This is a genomic window from Sphingobacterium sp. SGR-19, assembly GCF_011043555.1.
Lineage (GTDB): Bacteria > Bacteroidota > Bacteroidia > Sphingobacteriales > Sphingobacteriaceae > Sphingobacterium.
This window is the reverse complement of the sequence record NZ_JAAKGS010000002.1, coordinates 845,563-865,361: the sequence shown is the minus strand read 5'-3', so window position 1 is coordinate 865,361 and position 19,799 is coordinate 845,563. Positions and strand designations below refer to the sequence as shown.

Sequence of the window (19,799 nt, the reverse complement as noted above, 5' to 3'; positions counted from 1 at the left end):
ATGAATAGAGCAAAAATGTTGAGATGCAATGTCATAAACAACGGGGGACGGTTCGCATTGATATCAATGTATAAATAAAAATAATATATCATTTTGGAAATATGAAAACCGAAGATCTAGCATTTATTCTCTCATGGCCTGACACCACAATTCGTGGTGATGAAAAGTGGATGATATTCTTTAAGAAAATTGGTTTAGTAAAAAACCTTAATTTTAAAGTAGGTCACACAGCTATTGTTCTAGTAAATCGAAAGAAGGGTGATATGTTATGCTATGATTTTGGACGTTACATAACACCTCGAGGATATGGACGCGCACGCTCCAGATTTTCAGATCCCCGTTTGAACATTAAAATTAAGGCGAAGTTTAAAGATAATAGAATTGTCAACTTAGAAAAAATCATAGAACATTTTGAAATATTGAAATCTGTCATGTATGGGAAAGGCATTCTGTATTTCTCCATAGCTAATAATATCAATTTTCAGCGCGCTAAAGCTTACGGAGATGACTGTGTACGTCAAGGGAGTTATCCCTATGGCGCAATAGCCCGCTATAACAATAACTGTTCCCGTTTTATTACCCGTATGCTGATGTATTCATCTAAACAATATAATTGGAATCATAGTATAAACTTTCCTGTATGTAGTAAGCATCAATACATAATCTATCTTGATTTTAGCTATTTCTTTATTACAAAAAAAACATCAAAATGTATTGCTCACTTTGGTTATGTTGGCTATATTTGCATTACCGAATCACATATTGTATGTGAGTAAAACGGTGAGTAGTTCTTAAGAAAAGAAGTCAATTTATTGATTTATAGATGTTTGAAGTGGTGTGGATTCGTCCTGCCACCCCGACAAGAAAGCTCGATGAATATCGAGCTTTTTTATTTCAAGTGGAATAATCGGCAGTAAAAGTTCACCGAATATAAAATAATTCACAAAGTGATGTTTATCATATACCCAAAAGAAATTCTTTGTGTATATTTGGCGAGAATCAATTAATATTAGCAACAAGTTTGATACGTTTTTGTACATATATGCTACTAATCGCTCTGACGCTGCAATCTTTCTATCGCAGTATTATGGCTATAGAGTATCAGATACACCTTCCCGATTATCTGGCAAAATGTATAAACAAAGACCGACCTCAGCTTCATTGTGATGGCCAGTGTGTGCTGATGCAGAAAATAAAGGAAAAAGAAAAAGAGGAAACAAAGAAGAATTTAGTGGTGTATGAATACAGCGCTCTCTATGTGCATAGAGAGAACACCATGTACACCATGTGCCAGCCGAAAGAAGTAGCCAGTCCAAACCATTTTTCACCTTATCGGATTGATTATATATTTAATTATAATACGTCCATATTCCACCCCCCTATTAGCTAATTCCCATCCGTGGAACCTAGCTTGTCCTCTATATGGCATTGTTTGTCATGAGGATAAAGCCTATTTCCTAGCATAAATCAAGAGCAGCATATCTTTCTAAAGATCATTGCTGTGCATGCATGGTTAAGTCTATATAAATCACAATGAACAAAATAATATTTTTTCTTATCGCAACATGTTTTGCCGTGTTGTCCTGTACAAAAGAAAAAACGGATTACGAAGCAGAAATTGAAGTAGAAGTACCTGAGTACAACGAATTTAAAGAAGCTGTTGCTATCCATAGCGAAGGTTACGATATCAAGATTGAAGCCCTGAATGGAACTTTCTATAAAGGATACAACGAGATCCGTTTGACGATATCAGATAGTCAAACCAGTAACGAAGCAAATGTAACAAATGTAACATTGCTCCCTATCATGACTAAAGCCGATGGGAATAAGCATTCCTGTCCACATAGATACAATTTGGCGTATAGAACAGACGGTAAATACTTCTCAGGATACTCGGTATTTACATCAGAAAGTTTAGTGGACGGAGTATGGGAACTTCATATTCGTTTTACGATCAACCATAAAACCTACACGACGAAACAACGTATCACCGTTCAGCAGCAAACCAACAAAAACCTGAACATGACAACGTTTACAGGAAGAGACGATGAGCAGTACGTCATCGCTCTGGTGTCGCCACAAAGGCCGAAGGTGGGCGAAAACGAATTGATAGCCGGAATTTACAAGTTCAATAAATCTGCCGCCTCCGCCAAGGATTATCCAGATCCGTCGCAATTCTCATACACCGAGGCAAGTGGTTATACGCTACAATTAGATCCGAGGATGCCCGAGCCTTCTATGGGGAACCATTCCTCCCCTAACAATGAGGATTTGGTGCAGCGAGACGACGGTCTGTATCGCGGTGTAGTCAATTACACCATGACAGGAAACTGGACGTTGAATTTCATCATGCTGAACCAAAATGGAAAAATCCTCAAAGGGACTAATGTGCCTACCGATTTCACGCCAGGAATTGAGGGGGTCAAAAGTGAGTTGTACCTTGATATTCTATTCTAAGATCATGAAGAAGCTACATATCATCTGTGGGCTACTCTTTCTTGGAATGAGTGCAAATGCTCAACACATACATACCCAGAGTGACAGTATCCACCGTATTGAAGCCGTAAAGGTTATCGCCGAGACGAAGAAAAAAATAGAGACCGACATGAAAATGGCTGTTTCAGTGGATGAGTTCTTAGCCTCTTCGGACAACATCAGCTTTATAAAACGAGGCGCTTACGCGTGGGAGCCATTGCTCAACAACATGAGTACCGAGCGGTCTACCATTACAATTGACGGTATGCACGTCTTTGGCGCGTGTACAGATAAGATGGATCCGGTCACTTCATATGTCGAAAGCAATAACCTTTCTGCCATCGATATCACATCCGGCCAAGAAGGAAGTATGCACGGGGCGACTGTAGCCGGGAGCATCGATTTGAAAAGGAAAAGCACCCCATTCGGTCTAGACAGGAAATGGCACGGCGGTTATCAAACCGGTTTCGAGACCAACAATAAACAGTTTTTTAACCTCGGAAACCTATCTTATTCAGACGATAAATTTGTCGCAGATGGCAGTATTGCTTTCAGGAAAGCCGGTAACTACTTTGATGGGAACAGCGATGAAGTGAACCATTCACAGTACAATAAATTCAACACCTCATTGGGCCTAGCCTATAAAACAAGTCCGCTTGCCTCCGTACGCGTCGATGCTATCTACGATAGAGCCAAAGATGTAGGTTTCCCTGCACTGCCGATGGATCTATGGCTTTCGCGCGCGATTATCACCTCAGCCGCTTACAAACAATTATTTGAAGAGGGAATCCTGCGCGCTTGGGACACCAAGCTCTATTTCAATGCCGTTGAGCATTACATGGATGATACCAAACGTCCCGAAAACCTGGTTCATATGGATATGCCGGGCTGGAGTACGACGTATGGGCTAGTTTCAACTGCAAACTTGAAGCGCGGTGATTATAGCGCTGAAATCCAGTTGAACGTGTACGACAATCTATCCATTGCCGAGATGACTATGTATCCACAAGACCGAAGTAAGAAAACGATGTTTGCATATACCTGGCCATGGGTCACCACCCGCTTTGCGGGGCTTTCGATGAACAACGCGTGGGATATTTCGGAAATGGGCCGATTAAATTTTGGTGGTTCTTTGGGTTGGAATTACAACTATTCCAAATACGTGGAATTCAATTGGATATTTTACCCCGGAGCACCACAGGAGAAAAGCAGAGCGTTACCGGCACTGCATACCAGTTACCAACTGAACATCGATCAATTCGATTTTTCTTTGGGAGCAGGGTATGGACATCGGGCACCTTCTGTCTCGGAGGGATACGGATATTACATCTATAACAGCTTTGACCGCTACGATTATATCGGAAACCCCGATCTGAAAAACGAAATTTCTTATGAACTCAATGCAAGTGCAGGGTTTAACAATGAAAAGATGACCATAGAAGCTAAGGTAAACTATTTTCATATCCAAAATTATATCGTCGGAAGAATTTTGAGTTTAGGAAGTCCGATGAATTATCAATCTGTTGGTGTGAAAGGCTACACATCATTAGATCACGCCAAACTTTTCAATACGACAATAAATGCCAAATACGATTTCCTGCAACACTTGCATTGGAAAGGAATGGTCACCTACGCAAGAGCGACGGACCATAAAAATGGAAACCTACCCTTTATCCGTCCGCTCACCTATCAAACGTCTCTCCATTTCATGCATAAAAAATTCAGCATCCAGACATCTTTACACGGCGATCTTGCACAAGACAACTTCAGTCCCGAATATGGCGAAGACCATACCCCAGCCTATAAAATATGGAACGTAGCAGCAGATTATAGCTTCAGCTTCAGAAATTACAAAGCCGCGTTGCAGGTCGGTGCCGAAAATTTATTCAACGAATACTACAGCACCTATGCCGATTGGGGCAATATCCCGAGAATGGGACGGAATGTTTTCACTTCACTGAAGATTGAATTTTAATATAAACAACAAATTGAACAAAATAATTAATAAAACGATGAAAAAACTTAAAAACTACCTACTACTACCAGCATGTTCGCTAGCATTTTTTATATCCTGTAACAACGACGATAACCCTGTAGCCAATAATATAACGCTGCATTTTAATAACACATTCAAAGAGAAAACAATCCAGCTTGGCGATGCTACGTCTTCTACAGCTACCGTTAACACCTCCGCAGAAGGTCAAGTACACCACTTTTCCGAATTAAAATACGTGATAAGCAATATCCGTTTGATAAAAGCCGACGGGGCCGAATTTCCATATAACGTTAATGACCTGGATAAGGGAGCTACCGTTATCAATCAAGCGAAACCACAGACACTGGATTACGTATTGACCAATATACCGGCAGGCGAATATAAACAGATCAAATTTGGTCTGGGCGTTAAATCAGAATTGAATACACTCGATCAAGTCAGATTTCCCAATTTTTATGCGGAAGCAGGAGCCAACGACACCAAAATGCATTGGGAATGGGGAACCGGATATCGTTTCACGAAAATAGAGGGCTTTTACGATACCGACCACAAAGAATTATCTATCCATACCGGAAGTACGGTAGAAGGTGAAGAAGGCGCTTACACGCAAGGTGTTGATGCTTACAGAGAGATCACCTTAACGCTCCCGAATAATGCAGTCGTTAGCAGCAATGTTCCTAAAATCACAATCAAGGCGGACTTTGACAAACTACTAAGCGGAAAGACCAATACAATTGAACTCGGTGCAGGAAATGCTACTCCGAGCGTACATACAGCTGCGAATATGGTGTTATTCGTCGATAACCTTGGCGGAGATGGTTCCAGCGACCTTACCGGTATGTTTTCAGTTAAAAGTGTTGAAAACTAACATGGCTAAATGAGCTGCCAAAATATCTAAAAAAATGGCAGCTCTCTTCTCCAATCTGTCAGGCATGAAAACCGTATCTATTGTATTCTCCATTTTATTGCTATTGCTATCCTGTAGTCAAGACGATATTATACAGTCCACACCTCATGACAACCCCGAAATCCAACTAGCGATTCCGCAAGATTTTCCCGCGTTGACCCCTGCAGTAAACCAGAACAAGCCTACAAAGTACGGGGTAGAACTAGGTGAAAAATTATTTCACGAGAAAAAATTCAGTGGGAACAATACAATTTCATGCGCGGGCTGTCATAATCAATCAAGTGCCTTTGCCGATAATAACACCCAAGCTATAGGGATTTATGACAGAGTAGGTCTTCGCAATACACCTCCCATTCAAAATCTGGCGTTTATGAAGTTCTATAATTGGGATGGCAACAAACTCACGTTGGAAAGCCAGCCGTTAGTCCCTATCATTACACATGAAGAAATGAATTCTTCTATTTTAGAAGTGATTAAAAAAATAAGGGATGATCATAATTATAGAGATATGTTCCGAAAAGCATTCGGCGATGAAGGTGTCACGCCTGACAGGATTTATCGAAGTATTGCACAATATGAATATACATTGATCTCTGCCAACAGTAAATATGATAAAGTGAAACGAAAAGAAGGAGAAATATTTACAGAAAGTGAAGCAAGGGGCTATCAAGTATTTAAAATCAAATGTGCCAGTTGCCACAGCACCGAACTCTTTACAGACCAAAGCTTCAGGAATGTTGGCTTCCCAGTCAATCCCAGTACAGAAGAGGCCGGTCGTGCTAGAGTAACAGGCATTCCGGCAGATTATATGCGTTTTCGGGTTCCGTCTTTAAGGAATGCCGAATACACGGCGCCTTATGGTAGTTTCGGGCAGTTTCCAACTTTAAGGGCTGTTTTGGATTATTTTGATAACGGCGTTTTAGATGCCGACAACCTCGATCCTATTTTAAAAGAGAATGGCAATAGGATACCACTGAGCGAACAAGAAAAAAACGATATTATCGCGTTTATTAAAACATTAAGCGATCGTAGGTTTGTTGGAAGATAAATTCCCAATTGTTTCCCAAATTGAAATTAATATTTGTTTTTAAGATATGCTATAACACTAATTTCTTCGTTATAGATATGGCATAATTAAAAACGACGATATTTTGATTCGCGAATCTATAGGAAATACCCCACTTCGACACTGTGATGCTCTTTCGACTCGATATCACACCAACATTTTTATTAAAGAGGAATTCCATAACCCCGGAATGTCCGCAAAAGACCGACCCGCACTGTTTATGATCGAGGACGCTATAGCTAAAAAGAAAATTAAACCTGGCGGAATTTTTGTGGAAGCCAGTAGTGGCAACACGGGATTAGGGATTGCCTTAGTAGCCAAAAAATTAGGATATAGAGCCAAAATATTCGTGTCGCAGAGCTGTTCTCAGGAAAAAGTAGATCTGCTGATAAAAGCCGGGGCTGATATCGAAATTTGCGAAAATTCCAACGGTTTACATGACTTCAATTCGACACAATTTCGAGCACAGTCCTTTGCGGCATCGCATCCCAATGCTTATTTTACCAACCAATACTACAACACCCAGAATATTCGAGCACACTATAAAACCACGGCTCCCGAGATATGGGAACAAACTAAAGGTAATATCACGCATTTCATTGCCGGCGTAGGCACCGGTGGAACGGTATCGGGAGTTGGCCGTTTTCTAAAAGAGCAACAACCTGAAATCAATATATGGGGCGTAGAGCCCTACGGTTCCATACTTGCCCATTTCCTTAAATACCGTAACCAACCGAATCAGATTGTTCCTTTTGATCCGATTGAAGGGATTGGCAGAAACTTTGTTCCGGGGTCGTTCGACGCAGCTTACGTAGATCATATTTTTCAAGTAAATTATCAAGAAACAAAAGCGATAGCAAAAGAATATTATTCAGAAACAGGCATAATGACTGGATTTTCAAGTGCTGCCGTAATCGCTTCGTTGAAAAGACACGTTGAAAACATGAAGTTTACCGCTGCAGATACGGTTGTTCTATTTTTTCCAGATCACGGGAACCGATATATCAGTAAACTTTATAAGGGGAGCGTTCATCAATCCATCGCTTCCTCCAACATAACGTCATTTTAATTCTTGAATATGTACACTTTCAATGATATCGCTATCCCAATTTCTTGGCCTGATAAAACCGCATTGGGAGATGAAAAATGGATGCTACTCTTAAAGCAAATAGGCCTAGTAAAAAATCTCCATTTTAAAGTAGGACATGCCGCCATATTGCTTATTGAAAGGCATAGCGGTAGCATACTTTATTTTGATTTTGGACGCTATTTATCTCCACGCGGGTACGGCAGAGCGCGATCTGCTCTTTTTGACCCACGTTTGGAGATTTGCGTAAAAGCACAAATTGGACCACAGTGCGAAATAAAGAATATGGAAGAAATTCTGGAGGAGTTGTGTAAAAAAGAAGCCGCCACACATGGAGGGGGGCGCACCGTATTTTCAATATGCAAGCAAGTTTCCTTTTCAAAAAGTGTCGCCTATGCGGAAAAACTCGTTGCAGAGGGTCCTATTTTATATGGAGCGTTGGCTAAAGACAATAACAGTTGTTCCCGGTTTGTAGCTCAAATATTAACGGAAGGTATGGATGATGATGATAAAAGACGTCGAAAAATACTATATCCCGAGTGTTTAAAAGCAAGTCCTACGAGCAATGTCGTTAACGCTACTTCTGATGAAGATATTTTTTGTTACGAGCGAGGCATACTAGAACAGTGGAGGATGAGACGCAAAGATTCTCTCGCATTCCAATTCCGTTTGCTGAAAGATAATTTCACCAAAAAAGGTTCACAACATTTAGCTTCCGACCAAGTACCAGGAATGATCACCGCCCCCCCACGTCCATCTCACATATCTAAGTACGCACAATGGATGGGCGGTATCGGTGAAGGTGCCTGGTTCCATTTAGAGCAACCTCAAGATCAAAATCTATTTATCATTTATAAATATGACGCCTCCGGCGAACTGGAGTATAACGTAGAGACAACCTGCATGCAAAACTTCGACATCAATCGTCCATATACGTTTACCCCAAACTTCCTGTATAACAGCTACGCGGTTATACAGGACAACAATCTCTACATCTTTTCAACAGAAACGGATACGAACAAAACAGACAGCAATCCAGAAAAAATAAAAGCTATTTTATAAAAAAGACAAAACCGAGTGTAACGAGCTCATTTATACAAATGAATACTTACACTTATAAATAATTATATACATATGAAATTAACAATTTTAAAAGCAAAAATTCACACGGTTAAGGTTACCGAAGCAAATGTAGCGTATAACGGTTCTATTACGATCGATGCCGATTTATTGGACGCAGCTGGCATCAAGAAATATGAACAAGTCTATATTAACAATGCCGTTAACGGGAGTCGAATTATGACCTACGTATTACCCGGAAAAAGAGGCAGTGGAGAAGTTTGCATGAATGGTGGGGCAGCCCTTCACGCCAAACTAGGAGAAACCGTACATATCCTTTCTTTTATCCAATTATCTCCGGAAGAGGCAGAAACATATCAGCCAACGCTTGTATTCACAGAAGGGGAAAACAAAATTAAATCTGTCGAAAAATACGACTACTAAAATAGACTGTCCGATATCGACTCTCCCAAAAGGTTGCACTATACAGACAAATGGGCAACCTTTTGTGCGTTCTGTCATATTTTTTCTATTATTTGTTGTTTAACTTTGTATAAGGAAGGTACATTATGATAAAAGCAGATATACAAACATTGGATGACGTTAAACTGATGGTCAATACTTTCTATGGTCGTGTACAGGAAGACCATCTTATAGGACCGATCTTCAACACCAAATTGGAAGGTCATTGGCCGGAGCATTTAGAGAAAATGTACAGCTTTTGGCAGACCATCTTACTGGACGAGTACACCTACCAAGGTCGCCCCTTCCCTCCGCACGCACAATTACCGATAGAAGCGGAACACTTCGATCGCTGGCTACAGCTTTTTGATAAGACGGTAGACGATCTATTTGCGGGCCCCGTCGCCGAAGAAGCAAAAAGTCGCGGACGTAAAATGGCCGCGTTGTTCCAGGTAAAACTTGACCATATCCGTCAATCACCTTTTAAACCCTTGCTTTAAAATCTTCTCCCTTTCTTATGGCAACTGATCTATTTGCTGATCGATCAAATACAATAAAGAAGCAATAGCGGCCACCCCAGATTGTAATTCACGTCGGTCTACTGCTTCAAAAACATCTTTGGCAGTATGGTGTAGATCGAAATAACGATGTGGATCCGGACGAAAATTAAACATGATCGTATTGGGGAAATGCCGTCCCCATACGCCCGAATCTACGCCGGGGCTCCCATGTAAAAATCGTGACACCCAAAATTTTTGTTCAAAGAGTGGCTTCCAACGTTTTTGAATCCAATTCACCCGTTCGGCCGACGATTTAATGTCAAACCCACGCGGTGCAAATCCTCCCGCATCACTTTCGATAGCGGCAATTATTTTTTCTGCCTTTGCTTTCGCCGTTTCCCCATACTGAAGCGCTCCATGCACGCCATTTTCTTCATTCATGTAAAATACCAGCCGGATGGTATGTCGCGGTTTGTAATCCAATTCCATTAAAGTCCGTATCGCATCTAAAGTTCCCATCGTACCCGTTCCGTTATCATGTGCACCCTCCCCCACATCCCAAGAGTCAATGTGTCCACCTATTGTTATAATCTCGTCCGGTTTTTCCGTCCCGCGCCACTCGGCGATTACGTTATGGGTAGCTACATTTCCTTTCCATGCGGAATGGTTTACGATGTGAATACGCGTTGCCGAATCCTTCTTTAATGCTGCTGAAAGGTTATTTGCGCCGACAGGCGATATAGCCAAAGCCGGGATACTATCAATGTCATTTACGTATCTTGTACCTCCTGTATGTGGGTAATCGTCATCTGGAGACGATGACAAAGATCGAAAAAGATAGGCTACTGCGCCCAGTTTAGCCGCTTCCACCGGCCCCCTACTACGTTGGCTGCTATTTAAACCATACGCAACACCCGTTTCCACCATCGATTCATCCCAAGGCTTATTGACGAACACAATTTTTCCCCTTACTTTATCTCCTTGTGCACGCAATTCACTCAATAACTCAATTTCTATAACTTCTGCTTCCAAACCACCCGGCGGTGTCGCTACCGAACCTCCCAACGACAATACATTAAGCGGTTCTTTTATAGATACAATATAGGCTTCTTCTTTCTCTCCCCTATCCCAATAAGGCATCTGTACTTCTTGTAGATAAACACGATCAAATGCCAGGTCCTCCATAAGCGACTTGGACCATAATACAGCTTTCTCTGCTTTCGCTGAGCCCGCAATACGATGACCAATGTTCTTGGTTAGGTAGCGTAGATTCTCGTAGGCTTTCCCTTTCTCAAAAGATGTTGTATATATACGCTCCATCATCAGTGAATCTTGTTGGGCAACCACTTTCCCCAAACTACAGACACCAAGAAGCAAAACCTTAAAAATTACTTTCATACACATTTACTATTTATAATCCTAAAATAACCATTATTTTTGAAACATGGCAAGGACATTACCGAGGCCCCCAAAGACGGTGGATTTACATGCAGAAGCTTTCCTGCGAAATCTCGACATATACGAGACCAATGAATTACTGGCTGAATCACTGGAATTGATGCGTGAGATGCTTGACGCCGCCATCTATTGGGATTATACAGAAATCCGCTTTATCCATGGTAAAGGGAAGGGTATACTGCGCCAAGCCGTTTATGAAGAATTGGCATATTATAAACAGAGCGGCGCCATTGCTAGCTACCATCCCTCTTATCACAACGAAGACATCGTGGTCATCAATATCGGTCTATAACACTTTTATACGATAAACCTCATAGGGATAGGAAACCTTATCTTCTCCGTCGTTCCATTGAGGCAAACGGTTCATTTGTGCGCACGAAAAATACAAGTACCCATCACTTCCCACACCCAAAGAATCCGGCCAGATCAAACGGCTATCTTGCACGACAGTCTCCACTTTGCCTTCGGGTGTATATCGTTTAATACTATAATCCAAGGAAGACGTTAAATAGATGTTCCCTTTTACATCCGCTACCAAACCATGTGTAATCGTCGTTTCTCCAAGGTCTTCAACCTTTGCTTTCAATTCGTCTGCCGTTAAAGAGGCATCTGCAAGATAAACTGTTTCTATCCGATAAAGCTTAGTTGTATTGATCGGCTTAAAATAAAAATATCTATTGTCCTTTGTCAGTGCAATACCATTCACGTTGGAACGGAATGGGTTACCTTTGCTATCACGCATATCGCTTCCTTCGTAGCTTAACACTACATTAGGATCAGCTGTTGTAAAGGATGATTCTGCTAGCAGCAATCTCGTTGTTCCTGTCGCTAAATCCAATACGACAATACCCGCCTGTCCGGGATCTGAAAGGTAAGCCAATTTTTTATCCGTATCCACGCGTACATCGTTTAAACCTGATTTCGCTTTTTCCAAATCGTCGAAAGTATATTGTCGAACCACTTTGTTGCTCGCTAAGTCTATTTGTACCAATTTGAACTGTCCTTGCTGACTCTCCTCTGAACCATCTTTCCCAAATACAGAACCCGATGACGACGGTTTTGAATCCAGCACCCATAATTGATCATCGGTATCCACATAGATATCTTGTACATTCACAAAATGACTATCCGGCAGTCCCTCTTTCGCATTCCATTTCATATCCGGATAAGATGTACGCTCACCATTAACGATTTCAGACAGCCCCATCGTATAAGGTTCCTTTCGAGGAAACGACACGAACACCCGGTTATCACTTGAGACGCTCACGCCTATCGGCTGTGACTTCCCGAAGGAGGCGACGATCTCCAAACGCGGGTCTCTTATCTCTTGGGCAATCACTTGTACGCTCATGATTGTTAAATAAATAAAAATTAAATTTTTCGGCATAATATTTCTTTTTTGATATCGATATCTCCATAATTTTAAACAAGATAACACCTATTTAGTTTGTTTTTTGCGATTTGACGATTATGGTAAATCCGGTGTACGGTAGTCGATTGTTGAATACAAATCAAATCCATTAAATTTGATGTCCAGCGAGGATGTTATCCTCCCGTCCAAATATAAATGATATGATGAACAACTTCAAATATGGTATCGATGTTCTCCATAGCTCCACAGCCTTACGTTTAGCGCGAGGAGAACAAAAGGGCATCTTATCGGAAGATACGAAAGAAGCGGTACAGCGCAGCGCAGCCTATGTTCAGGATATTGTCGTCTCGGGCAATACCGTATACGGTGTCAATACGGGTTTTGGTCCGTTGTGCACAACGATTATAAACGCCAGTGACACACAAAAACTACAAGAAAATATTTTGAAGAGCCATGCCGTGGGTGTAGGCAACCCCATTTCCCCGCTCCTCTCTAAACTCATGCTTGTACTGAAGATCCATGCGCTGGCAAAAGGCTTCTCCGGTGTACAGTGGAGTACAATGGAACGTATCCGCTGGCATATCGATCACAACATCATACCTGTCGTCCCCGAACAAGGATCTGTAGGTGCTTCAGGCGACCTAGCTCCCCTAGCCCATCTTTTCTTACCCCTTATCGGACTGGGAAAGGTCTGGGTAAATGGCGAAATAAAAGAGACTACCTCAGTTCTCGAGCAACATCAACTTGCTCCCATTACATTAGGTGCCAAAGAAGGCCTGGCACTTATTAATGGAACGCAGTTCATGGCTGCACACGGTGTCATGGCGGTAGCCGAACTACATAACGCATTAACAAATGCTGACCTGATAGCCGCCTTGATGCTCGAAGGATTAAATGCGTCCATCAAACCGTTTTTTCCTGAGTTACATGCCCTCCGCCCACATCCGGGGAATCAATTTGTTGCCAGTACGATTTATAATTTGCTAAACAGCTCCAAGATTGTGGAATCCCATAAAAACTGTTCGCGGGTTCAAGATCCCTATTCGCTACGCTGTATCCCCCAAGTCCACGGTGCATCCCGGCAGGCTTGGTTGCATCTTAAAGATATTGTTGAAATAGAAATTAACGCCGTGACGGACAATCCCGTTATTATCAACAACGAGCTGACCATTAGTGGCGGTAGTTTTCACGGTCAACCCATCGCACTCCCCATGGACTATGCGACCTTTGCTATTTCTGAAATTGGTAATATGTCTGATCGACGTATTTACCTTTCGTTAGAAGGAGACACTCCTGGTGTCCCCAAATTGCTCCTCCAGTCTACCGGTTTAAACTCCGGCTTTATGATCCTGCAATATACGACGGCTGCTTTGGCAAGCGAAAATAAAGGGTTGTGCTTTCCTGCTAGTGCCGATAGTATTCCAACCTCTCTCGGACAGGAAGACCATGTGAGCATGGGTTCCATCAGTGGACGCAAGCTTTGCCAAATCATCCAAAACGTGAACCGTATCCTCAGCATCGAATTGATTTGCGCAGCCCAGGCGTTTGATTTCCATCGTCCTTTACAATCAACCCCTATCATAGAAGCTATTCATCGAGAAATTCGTCAGCATATTCCGCATATCGAAGTCGATCAGCCGATGGAGGATATCCTATCCAACGCGCAAGAGATGGTCAGTTCAGGGGAACTTGTCAAATTGGCCTTGCAGGTAGCAGAAGAAAGAAGCATTCCTTATTACGGCAATCATGTAGAACAATTCAATACATTTTAATCATGGCAAAAAAACTGATAGGTCCGTTCACCCAATTATTACCGCTGGCAAACATGCCTTTACATGGTGCATTGCTGGATAATACGTTGGAAATTATCGAAAAAGGCGGTATTGTCATGGAGCATGATCTTATCATCGACGTTGGACCATACCCGATTTTACAGGAAAAATATGGTGCTACCGTAACATTCGTCGACATTGACACGCCGACGGTATGCATGCCAAGCTATATTGATTGTCATACCCACATTGCTTTTAGCGGAAACCGGGCAAATGATTTTGCCCTACGCAATGCCGGTGCTACCTACTTGGAAATAGCCGAAGCAGGCGGTGGCATTTGGAGCACGGTACAACATACACGGGAAGCTCCTGAAGAAGAACTTACGGCACGAATTGTAGAACGCGTGGATGCCTTGATAAAACAAGGTATTACCACCATTGAAGTCAAAAGCGGTTATGGTCTTTCGGTAGAACAAGAAGTCAAAACGCTACGCGCAATACAACAGGCGCAAAAACGAGTAGCCGCCGATTTAGTGCCTACTTGTCTTGCTGCGCACATGAAACCACGCGATTTCGACGGAGACGCCTCCGTATATTTAGACAAGATAGCGAGCGAACTGTTCCCTATCCTACAACGAGAGAACCTAACGAATAGAATCGATGCCTTCGTCGAGAAAAGTGCCTTTAGCGCAACCGAAATAAGGCCTTATTTTCGAAAGGCTAAAGAACAAGGCTTTGATATTACGGTCCATGCGGATCAATTTACGACATCGGGTTCCGTAGTCGCCGTTGAATTTGGAGCTGTTAGCGCCGACCATTTGGAAGCATCTACGGAAAACGAAATCCAAATCCTCGCCAAGTCGGATACTGTTGCCGTAGCATTGCCCGGCGCGTCCTTGGGACTAGGCTATGCGTATACGCCTGCACGCCGCCTATTGGACGAAGGCGCAATCCTCGCCATCGCGACCGATTGGAACCCCGGTTCAGCGCCCATGGGGCAACTCATGGTACAAGCATCTATTTTAGCGACTGCCGAGAAGCTCAGCAATGCGGAAGTATTTTCTGCTCTTACCTTCCGGGCAGCAAGGGCCTTGAATTTATCAGATAGAGGACAACTAAAACGCGGACAACTTGCAGATTTTAATATCTATATGACATCCAACTATCAAAACATCACCTATAAGCAAGGGACACTCCGACCGCAACAAGTTTGGAAAAGTGGCAAGCTGATTTATACGAAAGGAGAGCAACTATGACATTTCAGGAACAAATAGCACAAGGTATACCTACAGCACTACCTCCAAAACCAGTATACGATAAAGCGGTGAGCCATGCGCCGAAGCGTAAAGATATACTACAACCTGAAGAGAAGAAACTTGCCGTTCGAAATGCGCTCCGTTATTTTCCGTCGGCATGGCACCAAGAACTGGCTTCAGAGTTTCTGGAAGAACTCAACACTTATGGTCGTATCTATATGTACAGATTCCGTCCCCAATATACCATGCATGCACGTCCTATTTCAGAGTACCCTTCCAAAAGCAAACAAACCGCGGCCATTATGCTCATGATACAGAACAACCTTGACCCTGCCGTAGCACAACACCCGCACGAATTGATTACCTACGGTGGAAATGGGGCCGTTTTTCAGAATTGGGCACAGTACCTGCTGACGATGCAATATTTATCCGATATGACAGACGAACAGACGCTCCATGTCTACAGTGGGCATCCAATGGGATTATTTCCGTCTTCTAAGGATGCTCCGCGGGTGGTCGTGACCAACGGTATGATGATTCCCAATTACTCCAAACCAGACGATTGGGAACGGTACAATGCGCTTGGCGTGACACAATACGGGCAGATGACCGCCGGATCGTATATGTATATTGGCCCGCAAGGTATCGTCCATGGTACGACCATAACCGTCATGAATGCCTTCCGAAAACAATTACCTAAAAACGAAAGTCCACGTGGCAAAATCTTCCTTACATCGGGACTCGGTGGCATGAGTGGCGCACAGTCCAAAGCAGGAAATATCGCGGAATGTATTACGGTATGCGCAGAAGTGAACCCAGCTGCAGCACATAAACGCCACCAACAAGGCTGGGTAGACCTGTTGATCGATGATATGGAAGCGCTTATTAGCCGCGTAAGAGAAGCTGTTAAAAAACAACAGGTTATTTCGATTGCCTACATCGGGAACGTAGTTGATGTATGGGAAGCCTTTTTAGACGCCAACATACAGATATCTATTGGTTCAGACCAAACATCGTTGCACAATCCTTGGGCTGGCGGTTATTATCCGGTAGGGTTTTCATTCGAAGAATCCAATATCCTCCTCGTCGAACAACCCGAAGTTTTTAAAAAGGTGGTACAGCGTTCATTGATACGACAAGTAGATGCCATCAACAAGCACGTGTCTCGTGGAACTTACTTCTTCGATTATGGCAATGCGTTTCTTTTGGAGAGCAGCCGGGCAGGTGCTGACGTGATGGCGGCAGACGGTATCAATTTCCGCTATCCTTCTTATGTACAAGATATTTTAGGCCCCATGTGCTTTGATTACGGCTTTGGTCCTTTTCGATGGGTGTGTACCTCTGGTTTGGCCGACGATCTTCGCCAAACCGATACCATAGCTATCGAAGTATTAGAAGCGTTATTAGCATCTGCTTACCCGGAAATCGAACAACAATTACGAGACAACATCCAATGGATCCGGCAGGCGAAAACCAACCAACTGGTAGTCGGTTCACAGGCCCGGATACTCTATGCCGATGCCCTCGGACGCGTACGGATCGCCAGAGCATTCAATAAAGCCATTCGGGACGGACAAATTACAGCTCCCGTTGTCTTAGGACGTGATCACCATGATGTTAGTGGCACCGACTCTCCGTATCGCGAGACGAGCAATATCTATGATGGTAGTAAATTCACCGCAGATATGGCTATCCACAATGTTATCGGTGATAGTTTCCGAGGTGCTACGTGGGTCTCTATCCATAATGGTGGCGGTGTGGGCTGGGGCGAGGTTATCAATGGTGGATTCGGCATAGTTTTGGACGGCTCTCCGGAGGCCGACCGAAAACTGGAAAGTATGTTATTCTACGATGTTAACAATGGTATCGCACGCCGTGCATGGGCACGCAATAAAGAAGCTCGCCAAGCCATAGAAGTAGAGTTGAACCGAACAGGTTCACTGAAGGTGACGCTGGCAAACGAAGTAGATGACCGTATATTAAATCATATTTTCAAATAATATGTCGATCGCATTTCAAAACTATTATACCCCACCATCACCCGATAATTGGACGGGAAGAGTGGACGGTTCTGACCGGGATCATCTCCGCTGGCATCAAGTTGTGGAATGTATACATCTGGATGAAGCCGAAGATTTAAGTGACCGTTTCGTCCTGCTGGGTTATGCATGTGACGAAGGCGTGCAACGAAATTTAGGACGAGTCGGTGCTGCAAAAGCCCCGACAACGCTACGAAAAAGCTTATCGAACCTTCCTTTCCTTCCAGGACAACAAAAGGGTATGGTAGACGTTGGTGATATCCACTGTCAAGATAAGAACTTGGAAGCCTCGCAAGAAGCACTCGGCGAAGCGGTAGCTAACATCCGCAAGAAAGGTGGTTTTCCGATTGTACTCGGTGGCGGACATGAAGTTACCTTTGGCCATTATCTTGGCCTTCGGAAGGCAAACGACCAAAAAATCGGTATCATCAACTTCGATGCTCATTTTGACATTCGAGAACCGCAAAATAACGGAGCCTCTTCCGGCACGGGTTTTTATCAGATAGCACAGCGCGAAAAAAGCTTCCACTATCTTCCTATTGGAATACAGCAAATAAGCAACACACAAGCACTGTTCAACACCGCTCAGACCTATGGCGTAAATTGGATAGAAGCACAGGGTTTTGATGTTTCGAATCAAGAAACCATCCAAACCCAGATCACATCATTTATAAATCAGATCGATCAGCTATATGTTACCGTGGATATGGATGTATTTGCGGCACCTTATGCGCCCGGTGTGAGTGCGCCTGCCTATAACGGGATCATGCCTAACGCTTTCTTTATGAGCACATTTAAACATATCATCAGCTCTCCAAAATTCGTCAGTATTGATTTTGCCGAGTTAAATCCCGATTATGATATCGATAATCGCACCGCGAAATTGGTGGCAGACCTCGTGTTTAAGGTAGTAAAAAAACTATAAAGTAAAAAAGGTGCCGTTTGATTAGGCACCTCCTTTTAGAATCATATTTATTCGGCATAATTTATGTCGCCGGAATAACCGTAATCTTCCTAAATTCTACACCGGTGTGGTCGCCCTGTAAATAAATTGGCCCCGGCTCACCTTCTTGACTATCTAAGGCTCCTCCTGTAATACCGGGAATTTCCTGGTTGCTAATGATTGTTTTTCCATTTGCCACGATGGTTACCATACGTCCACGTAACGTGATCTCATAGGTATTCCACTCGTTTGGTCCTAACGTAGCGATCTCACTGGGTGATAGAAAACCATATACCCCACCGAAATACATGGATCCGGGATGTCTATCCTTTGGCGAGTCTTCGATTTGTACTTCATAACGGCCTCTCAAGTAGATGCCCGAATTTGCCCCTTCCTTATAACGAAATTCGGCAATCAGTTTGAAGTCATCGAATTTCTGTTCGCTGATCAAATTAGCTCCGGTTTCCTTGTTGATCAAAATACCATCTTCAACCACCCACTGGCTGTTATTGCCTGAAGTTGTCCAACCCGTTAGGTCTTTGCCATTGAATAATTCGATTGGCTCTCCCCATTGAATTTCACCTGTCCGAACAAGGTAAGGCGCTTTCACGCCGGTAAATGAAAATGTATTCCCTTTATTGGAAGTAATCGTTCCCTTGATCTCTTCACCGATCAATTCGCCTTCAATGGTAAAAAACCCATCCCCACCTTCCCATTGGGGTGGAATCTGAAAAGAAAACTTTCCTTCTTTGAGTTGAATAACTGAAATAGGGCGAGCACTTCCAGCATCCGCTACAAACGATCCGACCAATACATTAAGTCCCGACAGCTTCACTTCCAACCAAGATGGTACTTCCTTACCTTCTTTATCAACCGTAATATCCCATCGGCCGATCAGTCCTTGGGCTTCTTCGGGCACCACCTGTGTAGCGGCATTATGTATTTCCTCTTTCCGTTTCTCTTCTGTTGTTCCGTTGTTACACGAAACCACACTTGCTGTCAATAAAAACAGCAGTGTGCTATAACCAACATACTTTTTTAGCATAACTTTAGTTTAGCGTTTTTTGAAGGCACTAATCTACAAAAAAATAATACGATATAATCCATTCTTAACGAAAGAGAAACTGATCATCTTCCAAAATGAAGCAATACATCATGTTTGTAATGCCCTCTCCCCTTCTTCGCTTTTTTATATCTTTTCTTTTTCTGACCAGGAGCGTGTCGTTTAGCCGATTTGTCTCCATAAATTTTCTTTGCCTTACCCGGCGGCAAATGTCCGTGGGGATGTCGGTGCGAGTAACAAGAAGAAACCGCGAACAACAGTAATACGATCGTTAAAAATCCTAAAATTCTTTTCATATCCAATCTCTATTTTGCAAGTGCATACAAATTCTGAGCCAAAGCGAC

The 19,799-nt window shown here is 42.9% G+C and carries 19 protein-coding genes; 15 read left to right on the top strand and 4 right to left on the bottom strand.

The genetic code is table 11. The features are described 5' to 3' along the window. Positions 1-101: 101 nt before the first annotated feature. The 10 genes from G5B43_RS07260 to G5B43_RS07215 all read left to right on the top strand — a co-directional run bounded on the left by G5B43_RS07260 (position 102) and on the right by G5B43_RS07215 (position 9,552). Positions 102-776 carry a DUF6695 family protein gene (locus G5B43_RS07260; protein WP_206367264.1) on the top strand — a complete coding sequence of 225 codons (675 nt, stop codon included), beginning with the start codon at positions 102-104 and terminating at the stop codon, positions 774-776. Positions 777-1,042: 266 nt separating this feature from the next. Next, positions 1,043-1,390, top strand: a complete 348-nt coding sequence (locus tag G5B43_RS07255; RefSeq protein ID WP_165294021.1) for a hypothetical protein — start codon at positions 1,043-1,045, stop codon at positions 1,388-1,390. 143 nt (positions 1,391-1,533) lie between these two features. Beyond that, positions 1,534-2,457: a hypothetical protein gene (locus tag G5B43_RS07250; protein WP_165294020.1), complete on the top strand. Its 924-nt coding sequence runs from the start codon at positions 1,534-1,536 to the stop codon at positions 2,455-2,457. Positions 2,458-2,461: 4 nt separating this feature from the next. Further along, the gene (locus G5B43_RS07245; RefSeq protein ID WP_165294019.1) at positions 2,462-4,450 is read left to right on the top strand and encodes a TonB-dependent receptor plug domain-containing protein; all 1,989 of its coding nucleotides are present in this window, start codon (positions 2,462-2,464) and stop codon (positions 4,448-4,450) included. A gap of 37 nt (positions 4,451-4,487) precedes the next feature. After that, on the top strand, positions 4,488-5,339 hold the full coding sequence (locus G5B43_RS07240; RefSeq protein ID WP_165294018.1) for an MbnP family protein: 852 nt from the start codon (positions 4,488-4,490) through the stop codon (positions 5,337-5,339). A 34-nt stretch (positions 5,340-5,373) separates the two neighbouring features. Further along, positions 5,374-6,426 (top strand): cytochrome-c peroxidase, encoded by a 1,053-nt coding sequence (locus G5B43_RS07235; protein WP_240904786.1) that lies wholly within the window; start codon positions 5,374-5,376, stop codon positions 6,424-6,426. Between the two features lie 103 nt (positions 6,427-6,529). Then, positions 6,530-7,513: a PLP-dependent cysteine synthase family protein gene (locus tag G5B43_RS07230; protein ID WP_165294017.1), complete on the top strand. Its 984-nt coding sequence runs from the start codon at positions 6,530-6,532 to the stop codon at positions 7,511-7,513. A 9-nt stretch (positions 7,514-7,522) separates the two neighbouring features. Beyond that, positions 7,523-8,593 carry a DUF6695 family protein gene (locus G5B43_RS07225; protein WP_165294016.1) on the top strand — a complete coding sequence of 357 codons (1,071 nt, stop codon included), beginning with the start codon at positions 7,523-7,525 and terminating at the stop codon, positions 8,591-8,593. Positions 8,594-8,665: 72 nt separating this feature from the next. Continuing rightward, on the top strand, positions 8,666-9,034 hold the full coding sequence (gene panD / locus G5B43_RS07220) for an aspartate 1-decarboxylase (RefSeq protein WP_165294015.1): 369 nt from the start codon (positions 8,666-8,668) through the stop codon (positions 9,032-9,034). 125 nt (positions 9,035-9,159) lie between these two features. Beyond that, on the top strand, positions 9,160-9,552 hold the full coding sequence (locus tag G5B43_RS07215; protein WP_165294014.1) for a group III truncated hemoglobin: 393 nt from the start codon (positions 9,160-9,162) through the stop codon (positions 9,550-9,552). 15 nt (positions 9,553-9,567) lie between these two features. Here G5B43_RS07215 and G5B43_RS07210 read toward each other — a convergent pair whose 3' ends face one another. After that, positions 9,568-10,950: a M20/M25/M40 family metallo-hydrolase gene (locus G5B43_RS07210; protein ID WP_165294013.1), complete on the bottom strand. Its 1,383-nt coding sequence runs from the start codon at positions 10,948-10,950 to the stop codon at positions 9,568-9,570. Positions 10,951-10,996: 46 nt separating this feature from the next. On the opposite strand from G5B43_RS07210, the gene G5B43_RS07205 reads away from it, so the two are divergent. Further along, on the top strand, positions 10,997-11,302 hold the full coding sequence (locus G5B43_RS07205; RefSeq protein WP_165294012.1) for a Smr/MutS family protein: 306 nt from the start codon (positions 10,997-10,999) through the stop codon (positions 11,300-11,302). On the opposite strand, the gene G5B43_RS07200 is transcribed toward G5B43_RS07205, so the two are convergent. Next, positions 11,297-12,361, bottom strand: coding sequence for a major royal jelly family protein (locus tag G5B43_RS07200; RefSeq protein ID WP_240904785.1), 1,065 nt, complete (start codon positions 12,359-12,361; stop codon positions 11,297-11,299). The two genes, G5B43_RS07205 and G5B43_RS07200, sit on opposite strands and share 6 nt — an antisense overlap. A 221-nt stretch (positions 12,362-12,582) precedes the next feature. Here G5B43_RS07200 and hutH point away from each other — a divergent pair, with 221 nt between their 5' ends. Genes hutH through hutG form a run of 4 tightly spaced genes read left to right on the top strand, consistent with a single transcriptional unit; the run spans position 12,583 to position 18,374 of the window. Further along, positions 12,583-14,154, top strand: coding sequence for a histidine ammonia-lyase (gene hutH, locus G5B43_RS07195; RefSeq protein ID WP_165294010.1), 1,572 nt, complete (start codon positions 12,583-12,585; stop codon positions 14,152-14,154). Positions 14,155-14,156: 2 nt separating this feature from the next. After that, a complete protein-coding gene (hutI, locus tag G5B43_RS07190; protein WP_165294009.1) occupies positions 14,157-15,410 on the top strand; it encodes an imidazolonepropionase in 1,254 nt (417 codons plus the stop codon). Continuing rightward, complete coding sequence (locus G5B43_RS07185) at positions 15,407-17,410, top strand: urocanate hydratase (RefSeq protein ID WP_165294008.1); 2,004 nt, start codon at positions 15,407-15,409, stop codon at positions 17,408-17,410. Before hutI ends, G5B43_RS07185 begins: the two co-directional genes overlap by 4 nt. Position 17,411: 1 nt before the next feature. Continuing rightward, positions 17,412-18,374, top strand: coding sequence for a formimidoylglutamase (gene hutG, locus G5B43_RS07180; protein ID WP_165294007.1), 963 nt, complete (start codon positions 17,412-17,414; stop codon positions 18,372-18,374). Positions 18,375-18,435: 61 nt separating this feature from the next. On the opposite strand, the gene G5B43_RS07175 is transcribed toward hutG, so the two are convergent. Together G5B43_RS07175 and G5B43_RS07170 are read right to left on the bottom strand one after the other, a co-directional pair. Then, the gene (locus G5B43_RS07175; RefSeq protein ID WP_165294006.1) at positions 18,436-19,437 is read right to left on the bottom strand and encodes a DUF1080 domain-containing protein; all 1,002 of its coding nucleotides are present in this window, start codon (positions 19,435-19,437) and stop codon (positions 18,436-18,438) included. A gap of 83 nt (positions 19,438-19,520) precedes the next feature. Beyond that, entirely contained in the window at positions 19,521-19,751 is a 231-nt protein-coding gene (locus tag G5B43_RS07170; protein WP_165294005.1) for a hypothetical protein, read from the bottom strand. Positions 19,752-19,799: the final 48 nt, after the last annotated feature.